Genomic DNA, 23,734 nt, shown 5'->3' with positions numbered 1-23,734 from the left:
TTAAAACTTATTATGAGGTGATCCCATGAAAAAATACATAATCTCTATTGCTCTTATTACTTCTCTATCATTCGTAGCAGTAGCAAAAGCAGATGCGCCAGTACCAGGCTCGATAGACGATCCTGTAATAACTAAGAGCTACGTAGATCAGAAAATTAAAGAAGAAGTAGCCAAAGCATTAGGAAACGGCGGAAGTATCAATAATGGAAGTGGTAACACTGGGGGTTCAGCTTCAGATGGAGCCTTTGAAACAGTCCAATTAGAAAAAGGCAAAACACTCATGGCGAATGCGGGGACTGAGATAATCGTTCGTCGTGGTAAGACAACTGTCGTAAGTACGGATGGCGATTCCGTAGTAGACGTTACGACAGGTAAGGATGTTAATAAAGGAACCGTAATTGAGAATAATCATTTGTTAGTGTTCCCAAGGGAAACTCGTGGTATTCAGGCTGATGCTAAGGATACGAAACCGATCTGGTTAATGGTTCGTGGTGGATATACAATTAAATAAATTTTTCCCATTATGACAACTTCTTATTCGATTTGAGACGGTTCAAATTGACATACTATAGGTACACCAAGATTCAAGGGAGGTATTTATTATATGTCAAGAAATCGTAAGCTTGTACCTGAGTCGAAGAAAGCACTTGATCAAATGAAGTATGAAATTGCAGCTGAATTAGGGTTGATGTCGGGGCATTCATTGGTTGATGTTAATTCCGAATTTGCTTCGGAGTTAGGCTCAGGATCATCTAGTGCATCACCTAGAGCAGTTCATTGGGGCCAGATGGCTTCGAGAGATGCAGGGCATGTCGGAGGCACGATAACAGCTCGATTAATTCGTAAAGCGGAAGATGCACTTTTATCCTTATAAAAATTAAAATCCCTTAATTGACAGCACTCGCCAAATGCAGTAACATATGTCTCAAGGATGTACAGGTTATGTAACCTTTTCCTAACGGAAAAGGTTCATTTTTTGTGTATACTATTAATACCGATCAGGAGGTCGATCTCTATGGCGCTTGAGCGCGGACGTCGTTTATTTACATCTGAATCTGTCACGGAAGGTCACCCAGACAAAATGTGTGACCAAATTTCTGATTCCGTACTTGATGCTTTTCTTGCTAATGATCCGAATGCTCGTGTTGCTTGTGAAGTATCCGTTGCGACTGGACTTGTGCTCGTAATCGGGGAGATCACTTCTCAGTCTGAATATGTGGATATTCAGTCTATTGTGAGACAAACCGTGAAAGATATCGGATATACGCGTGCGAAGTATGGTTTTGACTACCAGACATGCGCAGTTTTATTATCTCTGAATGAGCAGTCGCCAGATATTGCTCAAGGTGTTAACCAAGCACTTGAAGCTAGAGAAGGTCTAATGTCCGATGAGCAGATCGATGCAATCGGTGCGGGCGATCAAGGTTTAATGTTTGGGTTTGCGGTGAATGAAACGCCAGAGTTAATGCCGCTTCCAATTTCGATTTCACATCAGTTGGCACGTCGTTTAACTGAAGTTCGTAAAGACGGTACACTTCCATACCTACGTCCTGATGGTAAAACTCAAGTATCGGTTGAGTATGATGGTGATACACCTGTACGCGTAGATACAATTGTAGTTTCGACACAGCACGGCGAAGAAGTGACATTAGAGCAAATCCAACGTGATATCAAAGAACACGTGATTAACCCAGTTGTTCCTGCTAACTTACTGGATAATGAGACGAAATATTTCATTAATCCGACAGGTCGCTTCGTAATCGGTGGACCGCAAGGTGATGCTGGATTAACAGGACGTAAGATCATCGTTGATACTTATGGTGGATATGCGCGTCACGGCGGCGGTGCATTCTCAGGTAAGGATCCAACAAAAGTTGACCGTTCTGGTGCATATGCAGCACGTTATGTGGCGAAGAATATCGTAGCAGCAGGATTAGCTAATAAATGCGAAGTCCAATTAGCGTATGCGATTGGTGTAGCTAAGCCGGTATCGATTGCTGTCGATACATTTGGTACAGGTACAATTAGCGAAGAGAAGCTCGTTGAGTTGATTCGCAAGCATTTTGATCTACGTCCAGCAGGTATTATTAAGCAATTAGATTTGCGTCGTCCTATCTACAAACAGACTGCAGCTTACGGTCATTTTGGTCGTACAGATGTAGATCTTCCTTGGGAACGTACGGATAAAGCAGAATTGCTTAAGGCAGATGCTTTGGCATAATAAAAAGAGTATATAAGCTTGGAGCCCTATTGGCTTTAAGCTTTTTTTGCTTTACACTGGAAATATCTGAAACTTTTATACATAAATTTCGTCTAAGTGTATAGACTTCAAAATTTTTGGATGACTGTGAATACGTGTATTTGCAAGGACTAGAATACATAATTACTAATTTGAGGTGGTAGATCAGTGAGAAAGTGTAAATTTGTACTATTAAGATCTTTCATTCTAATTCTTTGTTTATCATTTGCATTACAAGGTGTCGCTATAGGGGCAAATAACTCAACAAAATTTGGAATTAATCCAACTGAATTAGAGTATACAACTATGCAGCCTGGTGGTACTGTTCAGCTAACCACAAGTGCAGCAGATGGTACAGAGAATGATGTGAAATGGAGTGTTAATAAAGAAAGCACTAATATTGCAAGTGTAGATGCAAATGGACTTGTTACATTTACTGGATTAAATGGTGTTGCAACGATTAATGCTAGCTATTATGGTAGTTTCGATGCAGTCAGCATTCGTATAAAAAATACCACTAATACCTTATTATCTGTTAGAATTGCTGGTTCGCTAGATTATAGTAATGTGCCAGTTCAATTAACTTTAGTGGGAAATTACTCGGATGGTAGTATTGATCAGCCAATTACATCTGGTGTTGCGTGGTCGAGTACAGAAAATAATAATGTTGCATCAGTTAACAACAAGGGAATGGTTAGTTTCACTGGTAATAATGGCTATGTGAAGATTACTGCTAATTATAAGGGTTTTACCAAAGAAATTGACACTACTGTTAGTAACAAAGAAGGGAATTTGGAAATAGTAGCTCCAGGGGGGACGTTTACTTATAGTCCGACTCCAGTAACTCTAAAATTGTATGATGGTTCGACTGAAATTCGAAATGCTGTATGGAGCACAAATGACGAAAATATTGCAACTGTTAATAATGGTGTAGTTACTTTTAAAAGTATAAGAGACGCAAGTGTAACGATAACCGCAGTTTATGGAAATAGAACAGCGAGTATTTCAACTAAATTAACCTCTGTTGTTGATTCAATCGCTATCATCGATCCAATTAATTACAGTCCTTCACCTGTACAGATGAAATTAGAAGTTACCTATACGGATAAAACTAAACAAATTGTTACTAATGCTAATTGGAGTAGTAATCCTTCATCAATTGCGACAATTAAAAATAATGGTATGCTGACCTATATGGATAAGGATGGCACATTAACTGTTTCAGCTGAATATGGCGGAAAGACTACGAGTATAAAGGGTACTGTTTTCAATGGAAATGTACTTAAATCAATAAGAATCAATGAATCACTTAATTATAGCTCTGTTCCACAAGATTTAACACTAACAGGTATACTCGCTAGTAATGCCACACAAGGTATCTCGGCATCGAGTGCTACTTGGAAAAGTAGTGATGCTACAATAGCAAGTGTTAGTTCGAGTGGTAAGGTAACATATAAAGGGATTAATGGCCCACTAACGATCACTGCAACTTATAATGGTATATCAGCTAGTCAATATGCGTATATTGATAGTTCAACTTCTGTGAAAGAGTTAAAAATTGACGATTTGTTATATTATAGTTCCAGTTCTGTTCAGTTATCTTTAACGGCAATTCTGAACAACGGCAGTACACAAGGTGTGTCAGCATCTAAGGCGAGTTGGAAAAGTAGTGATACCACTATCGCAAATATAAATATCAATGGGCAAATCCGGTATACAGGTAAAAATGGAAACGTAACGATTACTGCTACTTATGGTAACAAGAGTGCAACTGTGTCCGCCTATATTGATAGTACGATTGAAATCTATGATTTAAGAATTAATGAATCTCTATACTATAGCAAAAGTGCTGTTCCATTGACGCTGTCAGCTACAGATCGATATGGATATGATGTGACTATATCGCCATCTAAAGCTAGTTGGAAAAGTAGTGATACTTCCATAGCTACTGTTAGCAGCTCTGGCTATGTTTCCTACACGGGTAGGTATGGGTATGTAACAATTACAGCGGCTTATGGAAATAGAATTGCGAGTCAAACGGAGTATATTACCACTGATAGTAATATTAATAATCTAGAAATTAATGAAACGCTATTTTATAGTCCTTTCGCAGTACCGTTAACACTAACTTCAACTTTAACTAATGGAAATACACAAATTGTTCCGTCATCAAGTGCGGTTTGGTCTAGTAGCGATACATCTATTGCAACTGTAAGCAGTAGTGGAGTTATTACCTACAAGGGTCGAAGTGGTAATTTAACGATTAAAGCGACCTATGGAAGTCGAGTTGCCACACAAACTGCTTATATTGATGCTAATAATACAATTGTGGATCTCAACATAGTTGGGGATTTATTCTACAGTACGAGTAATGTTACGTTAGGTCTAACGGGTACACTGCGTGATGGAAATAAGCAAAATATCCCGTTATCTAGCGTGACATGGAAAAGTAGTGATACGCAGATTGCAACCGTGAGCAATGGTGTTGTAACTTATAAAGGTAAGAATGGTCCTCTCACCATAACAGCCTCTTATGGAAGCCTGTCGACTACTGTGTACGCGAATATCGATACGTCATTAACGCTTAAGCAATTACTCATTAATGAAACCTTGGCTTATAGCAGTACTCCTACTTCTTTAACACTTACAGGAGTATTCAGTAATGATTCGAGACAGACCGTTTCACCATCAAGTGCTGTATGGAAAAGTAGTGATACCTCAATAGCCACCGTTAGCCCAAGTGGGGTTGTAACTTATAAAGGTAAGAGTGGATCTGTAACGATAACAGCTACTTATGCCGGCAAAGTAGCGACTGTGCAAGCAAATATAAGTACATCAGCAAGCCTAAGTATGTTAAAAATCAATGAGACACTTACCTATAGTTTGAACCCAGTTACTTTAACGCTAACAGGTACTCTACTTAACGGTACTACTCAAAAAATCCCTTCAAATAGTGCCACATGGACATCAAGCAATTCATCAATTGCGACTGTGAGTAATGGAGTTGTTAAATTCACTGGTAAAGAAGGCTATGTGTCCATATCCGCATCGTATGGTGGAAGGGCAGCGAGCGTCACGACTACAGTTAAGGTCACAGGTAACACAGGTAACACAGATAATTTTAATAATCCATTTACAGTTACAGTTAATAATAAAGAGGTTGAGAATAAGATTGTGAATAAGGTTCGTACAATTAAACCATTACACACAATTCCGAATTATACGGATTCTGGTAATCACTGGGCGAGTCGTGAGATTAAACTTGCAAAAGAATTAGAACTCGTAAGTGGCTATTCGGAGGGCACTTTTAAACCGAATAACAATGTAACTCGTGCTGAATTTGTCATCATGGTTAGTAGGACTTTCAGTATTCCTGTGGGTAGTGGCAGTTATTCGCAATTTAAGGACCTTTCTGATCATTTCGCTAAACAATCAATTATGTCACTTTACAATCTTGGCATTATCAATGGTTATCAAGATGGTACTTTTAAACCTAATAACCCGATTACAAGGGCTGAAGTGGTTACGATTTTATCGAAGCTTATTAACTTTAGTAAGGTCCCAGTAACAGGAACTGCTAATTTTAATGATACGAGTAATCATTGGGCCAATACACAAATTAATCAAATTGCATACGCTGGAGTATTGAGCGGTAAAGGGAATGGAACATTCGCTCCTAACGACAATACAACAAGGGCAGAAGCCATCTCCTTACTCTTAAGAACATTGAGTTTGAATAGCAATATCAAGGATGCATTAGCTACTTTGTAAGATGTATATAGCTCCAAATAATAGCGTCCATTAAAATTAGGTAGAAAAAAACAACCTATACCACTGGTAACAGTGATATAGGTTGTTCATATTCTAGAGATGTCCACTTGCTTACTTCAGCCACCGCTCCGCTACATACCTAGCTAACCACTCCGCACCAGCTGGGTTGAGATGGTTGTTGTCTTGGAAGTGTTCTTCCGTATCTAGCTCCGTATTCGGGATGACCTCGAAGGTTGCGTTGTTGTTCGTCGCGATAGCTTGTACGGTGTCGATGTACGCTTGATGTTCGGTAGCATAGGACTTGGCTATGGCCGTCTCGAAATGCTCAGAGCGTGGAAGCTGAAGGATGATAACTTCAACACCCCGCTTGCTCAAATCCGTAATAAGGGCTTCGAAAGAGTCCTTGCGAAGACCGTTCAGATCAAAGTTAGCAAACCAGCGGTCGACGTCTTTGCGGGCTCTCTCTACAGTTACATCCTTGGCTTTAGAGGCTGCTGGTTCAAGTCCATGCGGATAAGCAGGTATAACATCACGTATCGCATCCCTTGTTTCAGGGTTCAAATATTTATCAAGTATAAATTTGGTCCAAATTGATCGCATGTCAAATGATTTTAACGCCCAGCCTAATGTAAGCTCTCCGTAATTATCTTTATTCATGACTTTGAAGCGGTCAATAAGACCTGCGTAGTACCTAAACATTTCGCTTTTGGCGATTTCATCATTATTGAGCTGATGCTCATTAACGACGACGATTGCACGCTTTAGGTTGGGCATTTGGTCCCTATATGTGTCATACACTTTGTTGATCTCGTATGCCTTACCGCCAGAGATGCTAAAGTTGAACATGGTGTCAGGACTTACACCAGCTGCTTGCGCTAATTGAGTTGGTCTAAGTCCATCAATACCCATGGAATCCCCGAAGATGGCGGTTTCGACTAACTCAGGCTTGGCGTCCTGCCAAGAATGATCGAGTTCAGCGAGCTGACCGATGGTATTGGGGGCTTTGCCATAGAAGTCCAGGTTCCGAAATACGAAGATTTCCGAGGAAATGATCAATAATATGACACCAATTAACCCCCAGGGTATTTGGCGGCTACGTTTACGACGTGGGGACAGCTCAGTCAGCTCGTTAGAACTGGAAGTAGATGAACTCATACTTTTCCCCCTTTAAGAAGTAAATGAGCAAGAAGACGATCCCAAGGTAGCACACGCTGCGGATTGGGAAAGGAATGGCATGCCAGAAGCGGCTCGCGGTATTCTCGTAGTTGCGCAACAAGTACTCGAAGATATGTAATAGAAACAATAAAGCGATCAAGCCGATTTCAGGTGCTTGCAAGATGTTGCTCGGGAGTGCGTGCATCATTTTCCATGTCATCGTGAAAGCCTGTGACAGGTCTTTGGCACGGAAGAATACCCAGGTCCAGACAATCACATGAAAGAAGATTGCAATCGCAAGCAAACGATATACGAGAGACTCACGTACTTGCTTTACTAAATTCCAACGATTGAGTTGAAGGGATAGACGATGGATAACGAGTAGAGCGCCCCAGAGGGCTCCCCATAATATAAAGGTCCAATTGGCTCCATGCCATAGACCAGAGATCACCATAGCTGCGAATAGATTAACGTATGTACGAACTGCTCCCTTACGATTACCACCTAGACCGATGTAGATATAATCTCGAATCCAGCGCGACAGGGTGATATGCCATCTATTCCAGAATTCCTGCGGACTTTTGGATAGGTATGGGGTTTTGAAGTTATCCGCAAATCGGAGTCCCATAATAATGCCGCAACCGATTGCGAGATCGGTGTATGCAGAGAAATCATAATAGACTTGGAAGGTGAATAAGTAGGAACCAATCCATGATTGAGTACCTGTAATGGCTGTCTCTGAGTTGAATATCGCATCAGCTAATGGTGCAATATTGTCGGCAATGACGACTTTCTTGATTAAGCCGATTAAGATTAGGTAAAGTCCGTACTTAATTTCACTCCAAGGAATTTTTTTATTACTAAGTGCTTTAAGCTGAGGTAATAACTCATCACCACGCATAATAGGGCCGGCAATTAGATGTGGGAAGGTTGAGACGAATACCCAGAACGAAATGAAGGATTTAGTCGGCTCACTACGCCCGCGACGCACATCAATTAAATAGGAAATTAACTCGAACGTATAGAACGAAATGCCTAGTGGCAGCATGATACTCAATTCCTCAGATGCCGCAGTGAAGCTGAATTCTAAACCAGTTAGGTTCTCAAGGGAAGAGAGTAGGAAGAACGTATATTTATAGAAGACAAGGTTCAATACGTTGAGTCCAATTCCAACCCAGAACACCCAGCGCCAGCGTGGACGCTGCATCAAGTGAACGACTCCGAAGGTAATCACACACAGGAGCATAAATAATAATAGCCAAGCAAGCCCATTCGCTCCAGCAGCTTGAGCCGCAGCATAGAAGATGACATTGGTAACTGCAATGATCACGATGCGATTACGCCTAAAGACGAAGAACGGGACTAACATTAAGATGAAGAATATTAAAAAATTTGGCGAATGGAAGAACATTTGCTCACCTCACGGAAGTATTATAGCACTCGCTTAGGTGGGAGTAAAAGAGATGCTGGAGAATTAGGTGATTTTAAGTGCTTTTAGGTGTTTCCACATACAAAAGTTCTTAAATATCCTATCTAGAGGGACATCTAAGAACTTTTCGATGTGATAAGCTGTGTAATGGTTCCTTGTCACTTACATTTCACTTACGCTTCACTTGCGTTTCATTTACGTTTATAGGTTGTAAAGACGATTTTGCCTGCATTTAATTTCGTTAATTCGTCTTCCGTCCAACCTGCGATTTTATTAACGGTTTTGATATCTGTTAGCTTGATTTTGTAGGTCTTAGCCAGGTACTGATGAATCTCCTTCATATCGGCTTCATTCAGCTCCTTGAGCTGCTTCTTGCCCTGAATTTGACCGAGGATCACGCCGATTGATTCTGCGGCAAGTGCGGTGTTCGGCTGAATTCGCGCAGAGCCATAGGCGACTACATTGGCGCCGACATTCTTGCCTGCAGTAAGGACGTTCGTATAGTTCTTAAGCTGGAAGCTTCTCAGAGGCATGCCATATTTATCAGGACGCCCCATTTCTATACCCCATTTAGCAGCGAATACTCCTTGAAGATCTAACGGATATCCGGCAATGCTTACGTCATCCCAGTGGGTACGTCCACCTAATATATCAGATGGCTTCAAAACGAATTCCGTCTCATAACGATTGTATTCTCTAATATAAGGATAGGTTGGTATGCCGTTTAGTTCAGCATTCTCCCAGCCGACGATTGATTTACGGAAATGGCTCAGAATGGCTGGCATTTCTTTGCTGCCAAGCTCAACTGCTTCAGCAATAGACTTAGGATCAGATGGATCTACAGTGTAAACAAGTAGTGCATTGATGATGACTTCCCCGTCACGTTGATGCAGGGCATTCAGTCCACGTAAAAATACGCGTTCATGGCTTGATTTGTAGCGGGTTGACATACCCGTAAGTCCGATTGCGAATGTTTCATTTACATAACCCCCGCCGTACTTACTCGCCTTTTCTTCCTTAGTCAGTGAGTTGAAATGCTTGTTGAATTTATTCCAATCGACATTCTTGAATTTCATCATTAAGCCAGCTGACATATATTCGGTCTGATCGACACCATAGAAGGTGTTGGTGCTTGGCAGCTTTGTCGCTTTGAGATGGCTGATGAGTGCAGCATGATCGGTATTTTCTACAAAATAGTTGGCTTGAATGAGCTTGCGAATACCATCTTTAGTCGTATACGTGATGGCTTTCACTGTTTCTTGACCGTTAGTATCAATTGCTGTATCAACCTTCTCAATCAGTATGCCTGATTCTACGGGGATATTGCCTGTTAGTTTGGTACTAACATAACGTTCGAACTCAGAGAGCTTGCGAATACTGCCGCCCTTGAAGCCCATGAATAGTTCTTTCACTCTTCCTTGTAATAAGGACTTACCAGCCCCGTCTTTGGCTTCATCGAGAAATAGCATTTGACCCTGTAATAGCTGTCCTCCGAATTCAGCCCGAGTGTCAATGATTTTGACAGATAATCCTTCATCAGCTGCAGCTCTTGCCATATATAAGCCTTCCATTTCACTTCCTATTAATACGAGATCAACTTGTTCGGTAGGTAGTGGGGTGGGGCTAGGTGTAAGAGATGGTGCAGGTGATGTAGAGATAGGCGTAGGCGTCTGACTACCACTTGGATCAGTAGAACTAAGGTTATCCTTGCCTATTGAATTCGGTGCTGCAGGGCTTGATGAGACATTCTCGTTGGGAGGATTAGAGCCAGTTGTTCCAGTAGATTGGCCCGGGTTGTTTCCTGCGCTTGCCAAAAGGGATGTTTTGTCTGAACAAGCAGTGACGAAGAGTAGGCAGCATAGTAGACAAATAATAATTGCTAGTTTGGTTGATCCTTGCACAATAAAAGCACCCCATTCACGACTAATTAGTAATTGTTATTTTAGAATATCACGAATAATCTACTAATTACACCATGATTTCTACATACTTTAACAAAATGCTACTATTTTCCTGTCTATTAATTCGCAACTTATTGACAGTTTTGGTAGTCTATTAAGAGAGACAAGAATATAATGGTAGTTGCTAACCTATTTTCCTAACGTTGGGAGACGGCTCCTTCTAGTATAGAAGATGGAGGCGTTTTCGTAGTGTGAAAGAATATATATCACCTGGCTCATAATTTCGGCTCTAAATCATTCAAGCACTGATTTTGTTGTTGAGCCGTAAATTCTTAATAACATCTTGAGAGACGCATCCGCCTTTTAATAGGGAGGGTGCTGCTGTTTCTTGTGATGAGCGCACCAAATACATAACTAGACTCAAAGAAAAGAATGGGAGAGAGGAACACAGAATGAAGTTTTACAAACGAATATCAGCAGGAATGCTCGCAGTAGTGCTAGCCTCACAAGTTTTCATGGGCTTGTCAGTTGTTAAGGCGGAATCAGTTAATCTGGAATCGACAGATATTTTGACTGCAGGGGCAGTAATGAAGAGTTATAAGTGGAGTTCCACGCGTAAAGGGAAGAATGTATCAACGAACGCTAAGGTAATCGAGGTAGATTTAACGAACCCGAACGTTAAGGTTGACACAATTACGGGTACGGGCGGCAAATATGCGAAGAAGCAATCGGTTCTTAACATGGCCAAAGAAACAGGTGCAGTTGCAGCTGTGAATGGGGACTTTTTTAATATGCAAGCAGAGGGAGTTCCACTTGGACCCCAAATTATGAACAGTCAATTGATGTCGAGTACTTCTGATCGCATGAAAGGTATGTATTCCTTTGGGATCACGAAGGACAATCAGCCTGTCATAGATTTGCTAGCATTCACGGGTACGATCAAAGCAGCAGATGGTTCTTCTTACCCGCTTGAAGGCTATAACAAAACATATTATTGGTACGATGATGGCACTCATAGCCACTCAGATGGCTTATTCCTATATACAGATACATGGCCTTTAGCTGAGAGATCTAATAACGGTCTTTCAATTCCGACTGAAGTTAAGGTTCAGAATGGGGTTATTACGGATATTGCAATTGATACAACGATTAAAGAAGTAGCTCCTGCAGATGGATATATTCTACGTGCTGCTGGGAAATCAGCGGATTATGTGAAGGAGCATTTGAAAATTGGAGATCCACTAGTTGCTGAATATGGCCTAGTTCCTCAGGATCCTAGCAAAACCTATGATCTTAAGAATTTCAAAACTTTAATAGGTGGGCATTCCATTCTAGTAGATGGAGGTCAACCGACACAGTTCTCTCGTAATGTGAATGATCTGAATGGGAACCGTTCACGTACAGGTGTAGGTTACTCGAAAGATATGAAGACGGTTTATATCATTACGATTGATAAAGCATCAGGTAGTGATGGCATGACCTTACAGGAAATGCAGAGCTTTATGGCTAGTGTTGGTGTATGGAAGGGTATGAACTTAGATGGTGGCGGTTCTACCCAGTTAGCGACAAGACCGCTTGGTGAATTTACTCCTGTATTAACGAACGTGACAGAATATGGTTCATCACGTGCTGTTGTTAATGGTCTTGGGGTATTTAGTACAGCTCCTAAAGGAACTGTCAAAGGGTTAACCTTAGGTGGACCAAGTGAGATGCTTCTAGGAGAGAAGATTACATTCCCAATGAAGGGATATGACGAATACTACAATCCAGTCAAGATCGATGAGACAACACCTCCAACATGGACTACTTCAGCAGATATTGGTAAGTTCGATGGTGATTCCTTCGTAGCAACTAAGATTGGTACAACGAAGATCACTGCCAAAGTTGGTAATGGAACAGCAACCAAAGAAGTGACTGTACTTGGAAGTGATGATATCGCATCACTTAAAGTATCGGCTTCAAGCCAAGTGCTTAAAGAAGGCGAAACGATTAAGCTCAAAGCAAGCGTTACAGATCGCAAAGGAAAATCGAAGCCAATTGCAGCAGATGTTCTTCAGTGGGAAGTTCAAGGATTAGATGCTAAAGTTGTTGGCGATGAGCTTAAAGTAGGCAGCCTGAACGGTGTGAAGCAAGCGAGAATTATTGCTAAATACGATGGCTTCTCCAGTATGCTTTCATTACCTATTGGTAAAGAGAAGATGTGGTATGACCTTGATAAGGATGCAGTAATGACGAATAGTGATGTGCATCCTGCAGAGGTTAAAGGCTCAGTTAATATTGTACAGGAGCCAACAGGTAATAAAGTATTAGAGCTTAGCTATGATTTCATGGGCGGAACAGGTAATAAGGCTGTATACGCATCATTTAATGGCAAAAATGGAGCACAAATCGAAGGCAAGCCGCAATATATGAAAATGAAAGTATTCGGCGATAACTCAGCCAACTGGGTTCGCGCAGAAATTATCGATGGTGATGGCGACCTGAATCGAATTGATTTTACACAGAATATGAACTGGGATGGTTGGAAAGAGCTTACGGTCAATCTTGCAGATTATCGTTTAGCTTATCCAATTAAAGTGATGAATGTGTACGTAACGAATCCTGAAGAGCAACAAGATGAGCGTGCCTACACGGGTAAAATACAGATTGATGATATTTCCTTCATCTATCCAACAAGTACACAGCCTACTCCTAACGCTAAGCAAGTAACGATGACGTTAAACAACAAGACTGTTAAGATGGACGATAAAACAATAACGCTAGATCAAGCTCCAGTTGAAGTAGATAGTCGTACGATGGTCCCTGTAAGGTTTATTGTTGAGGCTTTTGGCGGTGAAGTGAAGTGGGATCCTAAGGCTAAGAAAACGACTATTTTCCTAGGTAACAAAATGATCGAGCTATGGAATGGTAAGGACGAAATGGTATTCACAGGCAAGCGAGTTTCGACAGATGTAGGACCGAGAATTATGAATGGCCTAACTATGGTGCCACTGCGTGTCATTGCTGAAGAACTCAATTGGACTGTAGGCTGGAACGCCAAAACCAAAACAATTACGCTTAAGTAAATTTAGTCAATAGAAATAGTACTTTATACGCTGACGTCATTCCCTTGAATATGCTACAATAGATTATTATGTTAATTCTTGCCGTGAAGGGGATTACGTAAGTTGCAGTATGATGCGATTGATAAGGTTATTAAAAGTGCTATAGAAGTAATGGAAAGCAGTAAATGCCAGATTTACGAAATCGTAGAAACGGCTCGATTCGAACGTGAATCGTTAGTGCGAGAGCTTGAAGAAATCAGCCGAGAAACGAGTCTAACGATAGATCTGGTAGATAGATTAGAAGTGGAACTCCGGCGATCGAGAATTCGGTTGTCGGAGGTTTCTCGTGATTTTAATAAATTCAATGAGCCTGATATTAAACAAGCGTATGATGGTACAAGCATCCTACAACTACAATTAACGATTGCACGTGAGAAGGAGAACCATCTCAAATTAAGACGCAATGAACTTCAGAATCGAATCAAAAATTCCGATAAACAAATTGATCGCGCCGATGTCATTGCTTCGCAGATGAACGTTGTGCTCGAGTATTTATCGGGTGACTTGAATCAAGTTACACGCATTCTGGAATCAGCTAAGAACCGGCAAATGTTTGGTCTACAGATTATTCTTGCTCAGGAAGATGAACGGAAGCGAATTGCTAGGGACATTCATGATGGAATGGCTCAGACACTAGCTAACGTCGTACTTCGGAGTGAAATTGTTGAAAGACTGCTTGCCAAGGAAGATTATGTTGTTGTAAGAGAAGAACTGAAGGAACTCAAAGGGCAGGTACGTGGAGGTTTAGAGGATGTTCGCAAGATGATCTTCAACCTCAGACCGATGGCACTTGATGATTTAGGACTTATCCCAACGATGCGTAAATACTCGCAGGATTTTGAAGATAAGACTAGAATTAGAACGAAGTTTGACTTCAAAGGTAAGGATACTCGCTTGCCTTCCGGTATGGAAGTCGCTATTTTCCGATTACTTCAGGAAGCGTTTAGCAATGTGCTTAAGCATTCCAAAGCAACCTTCACTGAACTTGAAGTCACTTTTGAGACCGAAGATATTACCATCAAGTTCATGGACAACGGCGTAGGGTTTAACGTGGACAGACTGGATTTAAAGCTTTCAAAAGGTAATAATTTTGGAATTCTAGGTATGAGAGAACGTCTAGACTTGCTAGAAGGCACCATGGAGATCGAATCTGTACTTAACGAGGGTACTACTATCAAGATGGTTATTCCTGTTCGTAGAGAGAATAAGGAGGATAATAAGGATGGAGAATCTGGGCAATCGCACAGGTAAGGTTAAACTCATTTTAGCCGATGACCATCAATTGTTCCGTGAGGGTATGAAACGCATCATCAACATGGAAGAAGATATGGTGGTAATAGGTGAGGCTGGCGATGGCATTCAGGTCGTTGAGCTATGTAATCAGTTGCAGTCAGAAGTAGACGTTGTGCTCATGGATATCAATATGCCAATAGAGAATGGCGTTATGGCGACTGAGAAGCTAAAGATGATTTTTCCTAATATTAAGGTCATTATTCTATCAATCCATGATGATGAAAGCTATGTGTTCGAAACATTACGCAAAGGGGCATCAGGTTATTTACTGAAAGACATGGAAGCAGAGTCATTGCTTGATGCAGTTCGCTCGGTTGTTGCAGGTTATGCCTATATCCACCCCAAAGTTACAGGTAAACTCATTAATCAATTACGGAGAATGACCTATCTGGATGAAATTGGAATCATTGGTAACGAGTCTGCAGCAGCGAGTACTGCTAAATTCAATCCTGCACCAGCTTCTCCACTTACGAAACGTGAATCAGAAGTACTTGTACTGATGTCTGAAGGCAAGAGTAACAAGACAATCGGTGAATTTCTTTTTATTAGCGAAAAAACAGTCAAGAACCACGTAAGCTCTATTCTACAAAAATTAGAAGTTGATGATCGCACACAAGCCGTTATCATTTCGATTAAGAACGGCTGGGTCACGCTCTAATAGCGGCTTCCAGCCGTTTTTTTAATGGATTACTACTTTCCTGAGAGATGAACGCTGCATGGACGGATTGTCCTTCCGATCGCTGTTGCCCCCAGATTTCTTGATTATATACCGCATAGAGCGGTTGAAATCCGGTGGCAAAGGCGAACGCTCCGCTTCTCCAAGACAATTCCGTCCACTCCGCTACAATCTGCATAAGGATTTGCCTTGAGCAAGCTCTGTTACTTTATCTTGAACTTATACTCTCTAAAACTCACTAACCAAATATAAGAGAATTCAATGTCTTTGTTTAGATATTATTTAGATATTGTTTAAAATAAATGCTCCCATAATAAATACAGAACATAATGTTCTGCGTGGAAAACTTGTTCTCTCGAATGTCTAGACAATCTAATTATTTTGTTAGTAGCTGGTTCTCTCGATTTCTAAACAACTTATTTTTTTCTTTAGAAAACATGTCCTCCGGTAAGGATGGCTAAGTAGTTTCCTTCTAAGTCAGACTCAAGCAGATGCCTTCCGCCAGCCGTTAATGAACTTGTCTAAGTATCGGAGAATAACGGGGATTCTGCTTAAAGCTAGGCCCAAATTTGGACCAAGCATATCGAATCTGGGCGAAATTACACCAAATGTGGAACTTCTGGAGCCTTTGAGGCATATATTGCTTTCAAAGGAGGGAGTTAACATGTGGATCGTGTTATTATCGTTTGTCGGTAGTTACGCTTTGTGTGTTCTACTACTTCATTGGTTGTACGGATTGGGCAAGTTGCAATCGGTTCCACCAACGCGCATACTGCTCATTACCAGTAACAATCAACAGCAGATCGAATGGGTTCTTCGTTCTCTATTCTTCAGATCCCAGCTAAGAGGCAAGAATATCCGAACAACAATTGTGGATAAAAGCTCAACAGATGATACCATGAAGATCATTGAGCGACTATCCCGTGAACATCCTCTTGAGATACATCGATTCTCACCAGCAACGCCTCTTGAAGAAGTTATACAAAATTACCCCAAAGATGTCGCAATATTCAAAGTAAACGAATGAATCATACGCTGGTTAATCCTATTGAGTAGGTGGTTTATGCTCGTCAATATGTATGCACTAAAAATAAATGGGCGGCAAACCTGGCACTTTGCTATAGACATACGTGCAGCTGCCCTATTCTGGCTTGAACGCCACTCAGGCAACCTCGAGATGGTGATTCTTGAGCCTGACATTTCGCTTGGACAAGCTATGCTATTGCTAGGCAAGCTGGCTGAGAACACCAGTTCTAGGGATAGTGGACAAGAACGTAAGGCGCATGAAATTAGAGTTCTGAACACTTTCTATCAAGGGCGCAATAAAAGCATGAGGCAGTATAATCGGAACGAGCTGGAGAATCATGTCCAGGGTTTGTGGTATCCAAATGCCCATACATATACAAGTATTGTAAAGGGGTTATCTGGTAGACAACTTTTGTTTGAGGAAGTTCAAGCCTTAGTAGAGCATGTGATGATGGAGGAGGGAAATGAGGGACAAGCAATAACGTTAACCAAAAATGAGCTAAAAGCTTATATTCAATATGCCGATCTACGTGGTGATATCTGCCTACTGAATGGGCTTGAGATGATAACCCGCCGTCAGCTACCCATGTGGTGGCGCAAGCAACACGAATATGTATGCCGAAGGTGTGGGAGTGGCATGAACCACATGCACATTACCCACTGCAGCCTATGTAATGCTTCCTGTGCTTACTGCGAAGCCTGTCTAACCATGGGACGAGTGCGCCATTGTTCCTTGCTTGTGAAGGGGATAGGGGATGTGCAGGGAGTGGGGCAGGTGGAGGGAGTTAGATTACAATCGGAAACACTAGAACAATGGATTCAGCCTTGGGGGCTGAGTCCTGCCCAAGCAGAAGCTGCAAGATCTGGTTTGCAATGGCTAGAGACACAAATTAACCGATCTTGGGATAAAGACAAAGGTACAGATACAGGCAAAGACAGAAGCAACGGCGGAAGCAAAGACAGAAGCAACGACGGAAGCAACGACGGAAGCAAAGACAGAAGCAACGACAGAAGCAACGACAAGAGCAAAGACGGAAGCAAAGACAATGGTGCTGCAGCCTCTCAGTTTTTGATTTGGGCTGTGACGGGAGCGGGGAAAACAGAAATGATTTTCCCCTTCATCGGACATACCCTTGCCCGTGGTGGCAAGGTGCTCATCGCCACGCCCCGCAGGGACGTGGTGCTAGAACTCCGCCCGCGCGTGATGCGGGCGTTCCCGGGCTATGCCGCCGTCGTGCTGTACGGCGGCAGCGAACAACGATGGGATAGCGGCCCCATCGTTATCGCTACAACGCACCAGCTGCTGCGCTATCACGAGGCATTCGACCTCGTGATCATCGATGAGCTGGATGCGTTCCCGTACCACGGCGACCCCATGCTGGAGTTCGCCGCACGCAGAGCGTGCAAGCCAAGTGGCAGCACGCTGCTGTTGTCCGCTACGCCGCCTTCGCAGATGCGGCGTGACACCGTGAGGGGCAAGCTCCCTCACGTGAAAGTCCCAGCGCGGTACCACGGATACCCGCTGCCAGTTCCACGGCAGCTCGCCGTGCCGGCGCTGCCCCAAATGCGCAAGGCGGACGCGTTGCCGTCCGCCCTGCTGGCTGCGCTGCGCGCGTCGCTCGCGCGTGGTGCGCAGCTGTTCGTGTTCGTGCCGAGCATCGCCACGATCGAACCGCTTGTGCACTTGCTTCGCCGCACACTACTCGCAGCTGTCCCGACTGCAGGTTGCAGTATGCCATCAACTGCAGGCTCAGCACCGCTCGTGATCGAAGGCACCTCGTCCAAGGACTCGGACCGGACAGATAAAGTGCAACAGTTTCGTGATGGTCACATTCGCATTCTTGTGACAACCACAATTCTTGAACGGGGCGTCACTGTTCCGAAGACAGATGTTTTTGTCCTTGATGCTAACTCTCGATTATTTGACGAAGCATCACTCGTCCAAATGTCAGGTCGCGCGGGACGCTCTAAGGATGATCCCGAAGGCAGGGTTTATTTTGCCGCTGCAGAGAGAACTAAAGCACAGTCCGGCGCAATCACACAAATACGTAGTATGAATCGTCTAGCTAAGCAGAAGGGCTATTTACACGGCCGGTCTAACGAATTGTGAGGAGCCTCCTTGCTCCTTCACTAAATCTTTGAACAGTGCTTGATTATTCGAAATAACAATATCAATCAAACTGTTCTGGTCGGGCAGAAATAAGCACTATTTTGTCAAAAAAATGAATCAGAAACAAATATCTAGCATGTTATAATAGGGGATAAGTGGGATATTTATGAGTGGTTTATACGAGATTTATAAATGATCTGAACCCAAGGAGGCTACCATTTGTCCAAGCTTGGTTCATGGCTCCGAGACCTGAAGACAGTTTTACGTCCGTCGTCAAAGACATGTGTGCAGTGTAATCAACCAGCTACCTCGCAATCACCAGAATTGCTAGGCTTCTGCCAGACATGCGCGCAGCGTATACCTTGGATTCGCCAAATTCACTGTCCGATTTGTGGGCGTTATGAGGCTTGTTCAGATTGCTTGAGGCGAAGTGATACAAGGTTTGTAAGGAATCGAAGTGCGGTGCAGTATAACTCGGATATGAAGGACATGCTCGCCCGGTATAAATACCGAGGGGACGAGAAACTTTGTGAGACTATGTCGAACATGCTTTGCTATGCATATGTTAGCCTGCAATCGGCGGAGAAACAGCCTTCCTCTAGCAAGAAGCAAGTGTGCCGAGCGCTCACCTTTGTCCCGCTTAGTGAAGAGCGTCTAACAGAGCGTGGGTTTAATCAGGCGGAGCTACTAGCAAGGAAACTAGGGGATAAAGTAAATCTACCTGTCATCGATATCTTGCAGCGGACCCGCCATACCGAGAAGCAGAGTTTCAAGACGAGAAATGAAAGATTACATGATTTGGAAAATATTTTTGTCATGAAAAATACTATTGATAATCACCTGATTTCAGCCGATATACAAATATACGTAGTAGACGACGTCTACACAACGGGTAGTACGCTCCAGCAGTGTGCTAGTACGATTACCAATAGCTTGCCTAGTGCGAAAGTCTATGGTTTAACATGGGCGAGATAATTGTGTTGATGAGGTAATATAAAATGTACAGAAACTATTGATTGCTTGACAGCTCAGTTCAAACCTGCGATAAAAATAATATAAACGTGAACTTAAAGTGTGAAGGGGGAATAAGGATGTCGCTGCAGAATGTTGCGAATTGCCCACAGTGCGGACGTGTTTTTGTAAGAGGTCTTAGAGATGTTTGTCCAGCTTGTCATAAGAAAGTAGAAGACCAATATGATATTTGCTTGGAATATTTAAGAGAACATAATCATTGCACGATCTATGATATGAATGAAGAGACAGGTGTTTCTATTAAACAAATTACGAAATTCATTCGAGAAGGTCGTATTTCAGTAGCCAATTCTCCGAACATGTCGTATGGATGTGAAATTTGTGGAACGCCAATTCGTGAGAGTAATATATGTGATAACTGCAGGGGTAAGCTTGCGAGGGAATATAAGAATGTGCAGGAAGATGAAGCACGTAAACAAAATATATTAAAAACTGAAAACAAGATGCAATTTAAAATTGAAGATCGCTTAAAAGACCGTCGTTAAGGACTTCCATTATAAACCTAAAGTTTCCTATATGTTATGCCGATAATAGTTGTAAATGTTATCGGCTTTTTTATTTCTTAATTATAAATTATGAAGTATACTATAATATTTGCTCGTAAGGAGGAACCTTTGATGAAAATAAATGATATACAGCGAATCGGCGCAATTAATCAATATAGACGTTCAAGCGATAACCAATATGGTAAAGATGCAGCACACAATGCGAAACGTAGAGATCAAGTAGAGATTTCAACCGAAGCGAAGGAACTGCAAGAACTGCAGGGACTTCAAGGAGCAACTAACAAGGAGCGGATTGAAGAACTGAAGCAATCGGTTAGTTCAGGAACTTATCATGTGGATGCAAGACAAATTGCAGAGAAATTGTTTCCTTTTATCAAATGAAATTGATGATGAAGGATCAGGTGAGTAGAAATGTCAATTAATCGAATAGCAGATATATTGGAGAAATTTCTTGAGGTACAGTTGCACCTACTTGAGTTGACGAAAGAAAAGACGCCTGTACTGGTTAATAATAATGTAGAAGCATTAAATATTATCTTAAGTAAAGAAAGAAAACTTGTGACATTGCTCAATCAACTCGATGCTGAACGGATCCAGACAACGGGAGATTATCTAATTTCAAAAGGTTACATTCCTGACCCTCGAGTAAGCATAAGTGATTTAATTAGACTGACATTTAAAGCGGACGATAAATTGATGTTGCAAGATTATCAGGAGAGGTTACTGCGGAATATAGCAGATTTACGCTTAGCAAATGAATTAAATCAACAATTAATACAACAATCCTTGGCGTTTATTGACTACTCTTTGGATTTGCTTATAGAATCACCCGATGAAGATATGATATACCGTAATCCGAATCAACGGAGCAGTATTTCTAGCACAAATTTAATGTTTGATTCGAAGGCCTAATACAAGGAGTGTTAATATGAGATCCACATTTCATGGAATAGAAACAGCCAAACGAAGCCTATTTACACAACAAGCTGCATTGAATACGACCGGTCATAACGTTTCGAACGTGAATACAAAGGGTTATTCAAGGCAGGTGGTGAATATGGCGGCAACAAAGCCACTTGAAGCAATTGGAATGAATCGTTCCACTGCGCCAGGACAGCTAGGTACCGGTGTATATTTCACATCTATTACTCGAGTAAGGGAGAAGTTCCTCGATCAACAGTTTAGAGATGAGAATAAATCACTAGGGAGCTGGCAGATTAGAGCAGATACTTTAGAGAAGATTGAAACAATTTATAACGAACCATCTGATACAGGAATCCGAACAGTAATCGACAATTTTTGGAAGTCATGGACAAGTCTAAGCCAAGATCCTGAGAATGTGACTAGCCGTAAAGTTGTTCGTGAAAATGCGATTGCTTTAACCGATACTTTTAATCAGGTCTCCAAACAGTTAACTGACATGAGATCAGATTTAACCGCTAATATTGACGTGAAGGCATCACAGATCAATACCACTCTTTCAACGATATCTAATTTGAATGGTGAGATTCGACGTATTGAAGGCTTAGGTGATGACGCCAATGATCTTCGTGATCAGCGCGATTTATTGACAGATCAGCTTTCTAACATTATAAGCATTCGAGTGGTCGAAACTTCAGATGGTTATCAGATTTCGATGGGTGGCCAAGGGCTTGTAGACGGAGAGACCGTCACAGCACCTGTTACATCTGACTCACTAAAGGAAGCTTATGATTCAGGTGATTTAAGCAGTGGGGAAGTCCATGGTATGATTTTCTCAAGAGATACTTATGTTGCCGATTACCTTAATCAACTCGATGCACTAGCCAATACGATGGCAAATGGAGAAATTGAAGTTACGCTTCCTGCAGGATCTGTTATACCTGATGGTACAGTGCTTGGTAGTACAACCTATTCTAATGCGCTTGGTAACCGAACACTGACTAGCGATTTGAAAGTTAAGGTTCAAGGTTTAAATGGCCTTCATCAATTGGGCTATACTTTCGATACACCAATATCAAGTGGAGTCCCGTTCTTTACCTCGAAGGACGGAGGCGCCATTACAGCAGCAAGCATGGATTTGAACTCCATCATTAAGAATGATGCAACCAAAATTGCGTCTTCGATGCGAACAGTTGGTACAGGTACGGCAGAAACTACGGTTAAGGGTAATAATACTCTGGCCATGACTGTCTCCCATCTCAAAGATACGTTGTTTACATTTAGTGGACCAGCGTCTGGAGGGGTTACTAGTGGTACTCTTGATGACTTTTTCCGTGCTACAGTAGGTCAACTTGGTGTACAATCCTCCGAAGCAACACGTCAAACCAAGAATCTGCAGACTTTGGTTGATTATGTTGACTCAAGACGTCAGTCTGTGAGTGGCGTATCAATGGATGAAGAAATGTCCAATATGATAAAATTTCAGCATGCGTACTCAGCAGCAGCCCGCTTTATGACCACTATAGATGAAGTTTTGGACAAGTTAATTAATGGTACGGGTACTGTAGGAAGATAAGTAATACATAGATAGATGTAAAGTAAATAATTTGTTTCCTTTAAATAATAGGAGGTGTTTCAGTTGGCATTAAGAATTACACAAGGTATGATGCATTCCCAATTATTAAGAAACATTAATAATAATGTTAGTAAGTTAGATAATTATCAGACCATGCAGTCCACAGGGCGGAAGATCAATAAACCTTCTGATGATGCAGTAGGTATCACATACGCATTACGTTACCGCAGTGAGCTTTCGATGAACGAACAATACCAGAAGAACTTAGATATGGCAGAATCACTGGTAGAACATACAGATACAACACTCGGTCAGATTGGTGATGTAATACTAAGAGTCAAAGAACTTACTGTTCAGGGGTTGAATGGAACGAATGAAGGATCCCCAATGAGTGCTATTGGGAAGGAATTGAGACAACTTTATGATCAGATAGTTACTTTAGGAAATGATCATTTGAATGGAAGATACATATTTAATGGTCAACAAACTGATCAGAAACCATATACCGCGACTACACCGGGTACTGATTCGGCAGACACTTTAGTAACCAACTATAAATTTTCTGCTGGTGTAATGATTCCAATTAATGTGACTGGGAATGAGGTATTTGGTCCTCCTACTGGTTCTGCTGAAGATCAAGGTGACAACCTATTTACGGTAATTAAAGGTTTGGCAGACGCATTCGATGCAAGTGATGCGACGACTGCAAGACCATTATTGGAGAAGTTAGAGCAACGTTTCCAGAAAGTACTGGATGTAAGATCGGATGTAGGAGCAAGAGCTAATCGTATTGAATTACTAAATAATCGGTTACAAGATTTAGATTTGAATTTGAATGAGCTTAGTGGGAAAACGGAAGATGCAGATATGAGTGAAGTCATCATGAATCTCAAGATGGCGGAGAATGTATATCAAGCATCCTTAAGTGCGGGTGCCAAGGTTATTCAACCGAGCTTACTCGATTTTCTAAGATAATATTCATATAAGAGGAGTGA

Annotated in this window: 19 protein-coding genes; 15 read left to right on the top strand and 4 right to left on the bottom strand. The window is 41.8% G+C overall.

Going from position 1 to position 23,734, the window contains the following annotated elements; translation table 11 throughout:
- Positions 1 to 25: 25 nt before the first annotated feature.
- The 4 genes from AC1DOK_RS11630 to AC1DOK_RS11615 all read left to right on the top strand — a co-directional run bounded on the left by AC1DOK_RS11630 (position 26) and on the right by AC1DOK_RS11615 (position 6,010).
- Entirely contained in the window at positions 26 to 511 is a 486-nt protein-coding gene (locus tag AC1DOK_RS11630) for a hypothetical protein (protein WP_477554445.1), read from the top strand.
- Positions 512 to 604: 93 nt separating this feature from the next.
- Positions 605 to 874, top strand: coding sequence for a small, acid-soluble spore protein, alpha/beta type (locus AC1DOK_RS11625; RefSeq protein WP_477554444.1), 270 nt, complete (start codon positions 605 to 607; stop codon positions 872 to 874).
- 141 nt (positions 875 to 1,015) lie between these two features.
- Positions 1,016 to 2,221 (top strand): methionine adenosyltransferase, encoded by a 1,206-nt coding sequence (metK, locus tag AC1DOK_RS11620; RefSeq protein ID WP_477554443.1) that lies wholly within the window; start codon positions 1,016 to 1,018, stop codon positions 2,219 to 2,221.
- A gap of 186 nt (positions 2,222 to 2,407) precedes the next feature.
- A complete protein-coding gene (locus AC1DOK_RS11615) occupies positions 2,408 to 6,010 on the top strand; it encodes an S-layer homology domain-containing protein (protein ID WP_477554442.1) in 3,603 nt (1,200 codons plus the stop codon).
- 111 nt (positions 6,011 to 6,121) lie between these two features.
- Here the strand turns inward: AC1DOK_RS11615 and AC1DOK_RS11610 are convergent, their stop codons facing one another.
- From AC1DOK_RS11610 to AC1DOK_RS11600, 3 genes are all read right to left on the bottom strand, one after another.
- Positions 6,122 to 7,165, bottom strand: coding sequence for a hypothetical protein (locus AC1DOK_RS11610; RefSeq protein ID WP_477554441.1), 1,044 nt, complete (start codon positions 7,163 to 7,165; stop codon positions 6,122 to 6,124).
- Positions 7,140 to 8,495: an MBOAT family O-acyltransferase gene (locus tag AC1DOK_RS11605; protein ID WP_477554440.1), complete on the bottom strand. Its 1,356-nt coding sequence runs from the start codon at positions 8,493 to 8,495 to the stop codon at positions 7,140 to 7,142. The genes AC1DOK_RS11610 and AC1DOK_RS11605 overlap by 26 nt, the downstream gene beginning before the upstream one ends.
- A 290-nt stretch (positions 8,496 to 8,785) precedes the next feature.
- Entirely contained in the window at positions 8,786 to 10,495 is a 1,710-nt protein-coding gene (locus tag AC1DOK_RS11600; protein ID WP_477554439.1) for an FAD-dependent oxidoreductase, read from the bottom strand.
- A gap of 452 nt (positions 10,496 to 10,947) precedes the next feature.
- Between AC1DOK_RS11600 and AC1DOK_RS11595 the strand changes: the two genes are divergently transcribed.
- The 3 genes from AC1DOK_RS11595 (at position 10,948) to AC1DOK_RS11585 (ending at position 15,550) form a co-directional block, all read left to right on the top strand.
- Complete coding sequence (locus AC1DOK_RS11595) at positions 10,948 to 13,560, top strand: stalk domain-containing protein (protein WP_477554438.1); 2,613 nt, start codon at positions 10,948 to 10,950, stop codon at positions 13,558 to 13,560.
- A gap of 102 nt (positions 13,561 to 13,662) precedes the next feature.
- Positions 13,663 to 14,850 carry a sensor histidine kinase gene (locus AC1DOK_RS11590; RefSeq protein WP_477554437.1) on the top strand — a complete coding sequence of 396 codons (1,188 nt, stop codon included), beginning with the start codon at positions 13,663 to 13,665 and terminating at the stop codon, positions 14,848 to 14,850.
- Entirely contained in the window at positions 14,822 to 15,550 is a 729-nt protein-coding gene (locus tag AC1DOK_RS11585; RefSeq protein WP_477554436.1) for a response regulator, read from the top strand. Before AC1DOK_RS11590 ends, AC1DOK_RS11585 begins: the two co-directional genes overlap by 29 nt.
- On the opposite strand, the gene AC1DOK_RS11580 is transcribed toward AC1DOK_RS11585, so the two are convergent.
- The gene (locus tag AC1DOK_RS11580; RefSeq protein ID WP_477554435.1) at positions 15,540 to 15,746 is read right to left on the bottom strand and encodes a hypothetical protein; all 207 of its coding nucleotides are present in this window, start codon (positions 15,744 to 15,746) and stop codon (positions 15,540 to 15,542) included. The two genes, AC1DOK_RS11585 and AC1DOK_RS11580, sit on opposite strands and share 11 nt — an antisense overlap.
- A gap of 486 nt (positions 15,747 to 16,232) precedes the next feature.
- Between AC1DOK_RS11580 and AC1DOK_RS11575 the strand changes: the two genes are divergently transcribed.
- The 8 genes from AC1DOK_RS11575 (at position 16,233) to flgL (ending at position 23,714) form a co-directional block, all read left to right on the top strand.
- On the top strand, positions 16,233 to 16,595 hold the full coding sequence (locus tag AC1DOK_RS11575; protein WP_477554434.1) for a glycosyltransferase family A protein: 363 nt from the start codon (positions 16,233 to 16,235) through the stop codon (positions 16,593 to 16,595).
- A 36-nt stretch (positions 16,596 to 16,631) separates the two neighbouring features.
- Positions 16,632 to 18,704, top strand: coding sequence for an ATP-dependent helicase ComFA (locus tag AC1DOK_RS11570; RefSeq protein ID WP_477554433.1), 2,073 nt, complete (start codon positions 16,632 to 16,634; stop codon positions 18,702 to 18,704).
- Between the two features lie 219 nt (positions 18,705 to 18,923).
- Complete coding sequence (locus AC1DOK_RS11565) at positions 18,924 to 19,679, top strand: ComF family protein (RefSeq protein WP_477554432.1); 756 nt, start codon at positions 18,924 to 18,926, stop codon at positions 19,677 to 19,679.
- A gap of 116 nt (positions 19,680 to 19,795) precedes the next feature.
- On the top strand, positions 19,796 to 20,221 hold the full coding sequence (locus AC1DOK_RS11560) for a TIGR03826 family flagellar region protein (RefSeq protein WP_477554431.1): 426 nt from the start codon (positions 19,796 to 19,798) through the stop codon (positions 20,219 to 20,221).
- Positions 20,222 to 20,353: 132 nt separating this feature from the next.
- A complete protein-coding gene (gene flgM, locus AC1DOK_RS11555) occupies positions 20,354 to 20,623 on the top strand; it encodes a flagellar biosynthesis anti-sigma factor FlgM (protein WP_477554430.1) in 270 nt (89 codons plus the stop codon).
- 30 nt (positions 20,624 to 20,653) lie between these two features.
- Positions 20,654 to 21,154 carry a flagellar protein FlgN gene (locus AC1DOK_RS11550; protein WP_477554429.1) on the top strand — a complete coding sequence of 167 codons (501 nt, stop codon included), beginning with the start codon at positions 20,654 to 20,656 and terminating at the stop codon, positions 21,152 to 21,154.
- 16 nt (positions 21,155 to 21,170) lie between these two features.
- Positions 21,171 to 22,739 (top strand): flagellar hook-associated protein FlgK, encoded by a 1,569-nt coding sequence (gene flgK / locus AC1DOK_RS11545; protein WP_477554428.1) that lies wholly within the window; start codon positions 21,171 to 21,173, stop codon positions 22,737 to 22,739.
- 63 nt (positions 22,740 to 22,802) lie between these two features.
- The gene (gene flgL / locus AC1DOK_RS11540; RefSeq protein WP_477554427.1) at positions 22,803 to 23,714 is read left to right on the top strand and encodes a flagellar hook-associated protein FlgL; all 912 of its coding nucleotides are present in this window, start codon (positions 22,803 to 22,805) and stop codon (positions 23,712 to 23,714) included.
- Positions 23,715 to 23,734 lie beyond the last annotated feature (20 nt).

This window comes from Paenibacillus sp. P5_B5 (assembly GCF_056400365.1).
The sequence above is the reverse complement of the archived record's forward strand: the minus strand, read 5'-3'. Positions and strand labels throughout refer to the sequence as shown.

Coding starts and splice junctions, on each gene's coding strand:
- AC1DOK_RS11630 (WP_477554445.1), top strand. CDS start 26: ATGAAAAAATACATAATCTCTATTGCTCTTATTACTTCTCTATCATTC.
- AC1DOK_RS11625 (WP_477554444.1), top strand. CDS start 605: ATGTCAAGAAATCGTAAGCTTGTACCTGAGTCGAAGAAAGCACTTGAT.
- metK (WP_477554443.1), top strand. CDS start 1,016: ATGGCGCTTGAGCGCGGACGTCGTTTATTTACATCTGAATCTGTCACG.
- AC1DOK_RS11610 (WP_477554441.1), bottom strand. CDS start 7,165: ATGAGTTCATCTACTTCCAGTTCTAACGAGCTGACTGAGCTGTCCCCA.
- AC1DOK_RS11595 (WP_477554438.1), top strand. CDS start 10,948: ATGAAGTTTTACAAACGAATATCAGCAGGAATGCTCGCAGTAGTGCTA.
- AC1DOK_RS11585 (WP_477554436.1), top strand. CDS start 14,822: ATGGAGAATCTGGGCAATCGCACAGGTAAGGTTAAACTCATTTTAGCC.
- AC1DOK_RS11580 (WP_477554435.1), bottom strand. CDS start 15,746: ATGCAGATTGTAGCGGAGTGGACGGAATTGTCTTGGAGAAGCGGAGCG.
- AC1DOK_RS11575 (WP_477554434.1), top strand. CDS start 16,233: ATGTGGATCGTGTTATTATCGTTTGTCGGTAGTTACGCTTTGTGTGTT.
- AC1DOK_RS11570 (WP_477554433.1), top strand. CDS start 16,632: ATGCTCGTCAATATGTATGCACTAAAAATAAATGGGCGGCAAACCTGG.
- AC1DOK_RS11560 (WP_477554431.1), top strand. CDS start 19,796: ATGTCGCTGCAGAATGTTGCGAATTGCCCACAGTGCGGACGTGTTTTT.
- flgM (WP_477554430.1), top strand. CDS start 20,354: ATGAAAATAAATGATATACAGCGAATCGGCGCAATTAATCAATATAGA.
- AC1DOK_RS11550 (WP_477554429.1), top strand. CDS start 20,654: ATGTCAATTAATCGAATAGCAGATATATTGGAGAAATTTCTTGAGGTA.
- flgK (WP_477554428.1), top strand. CDS start 21,171: ATGAGATCCACATTTCATGGAATAGAAACAGCCAAACGAAGCCTATTT.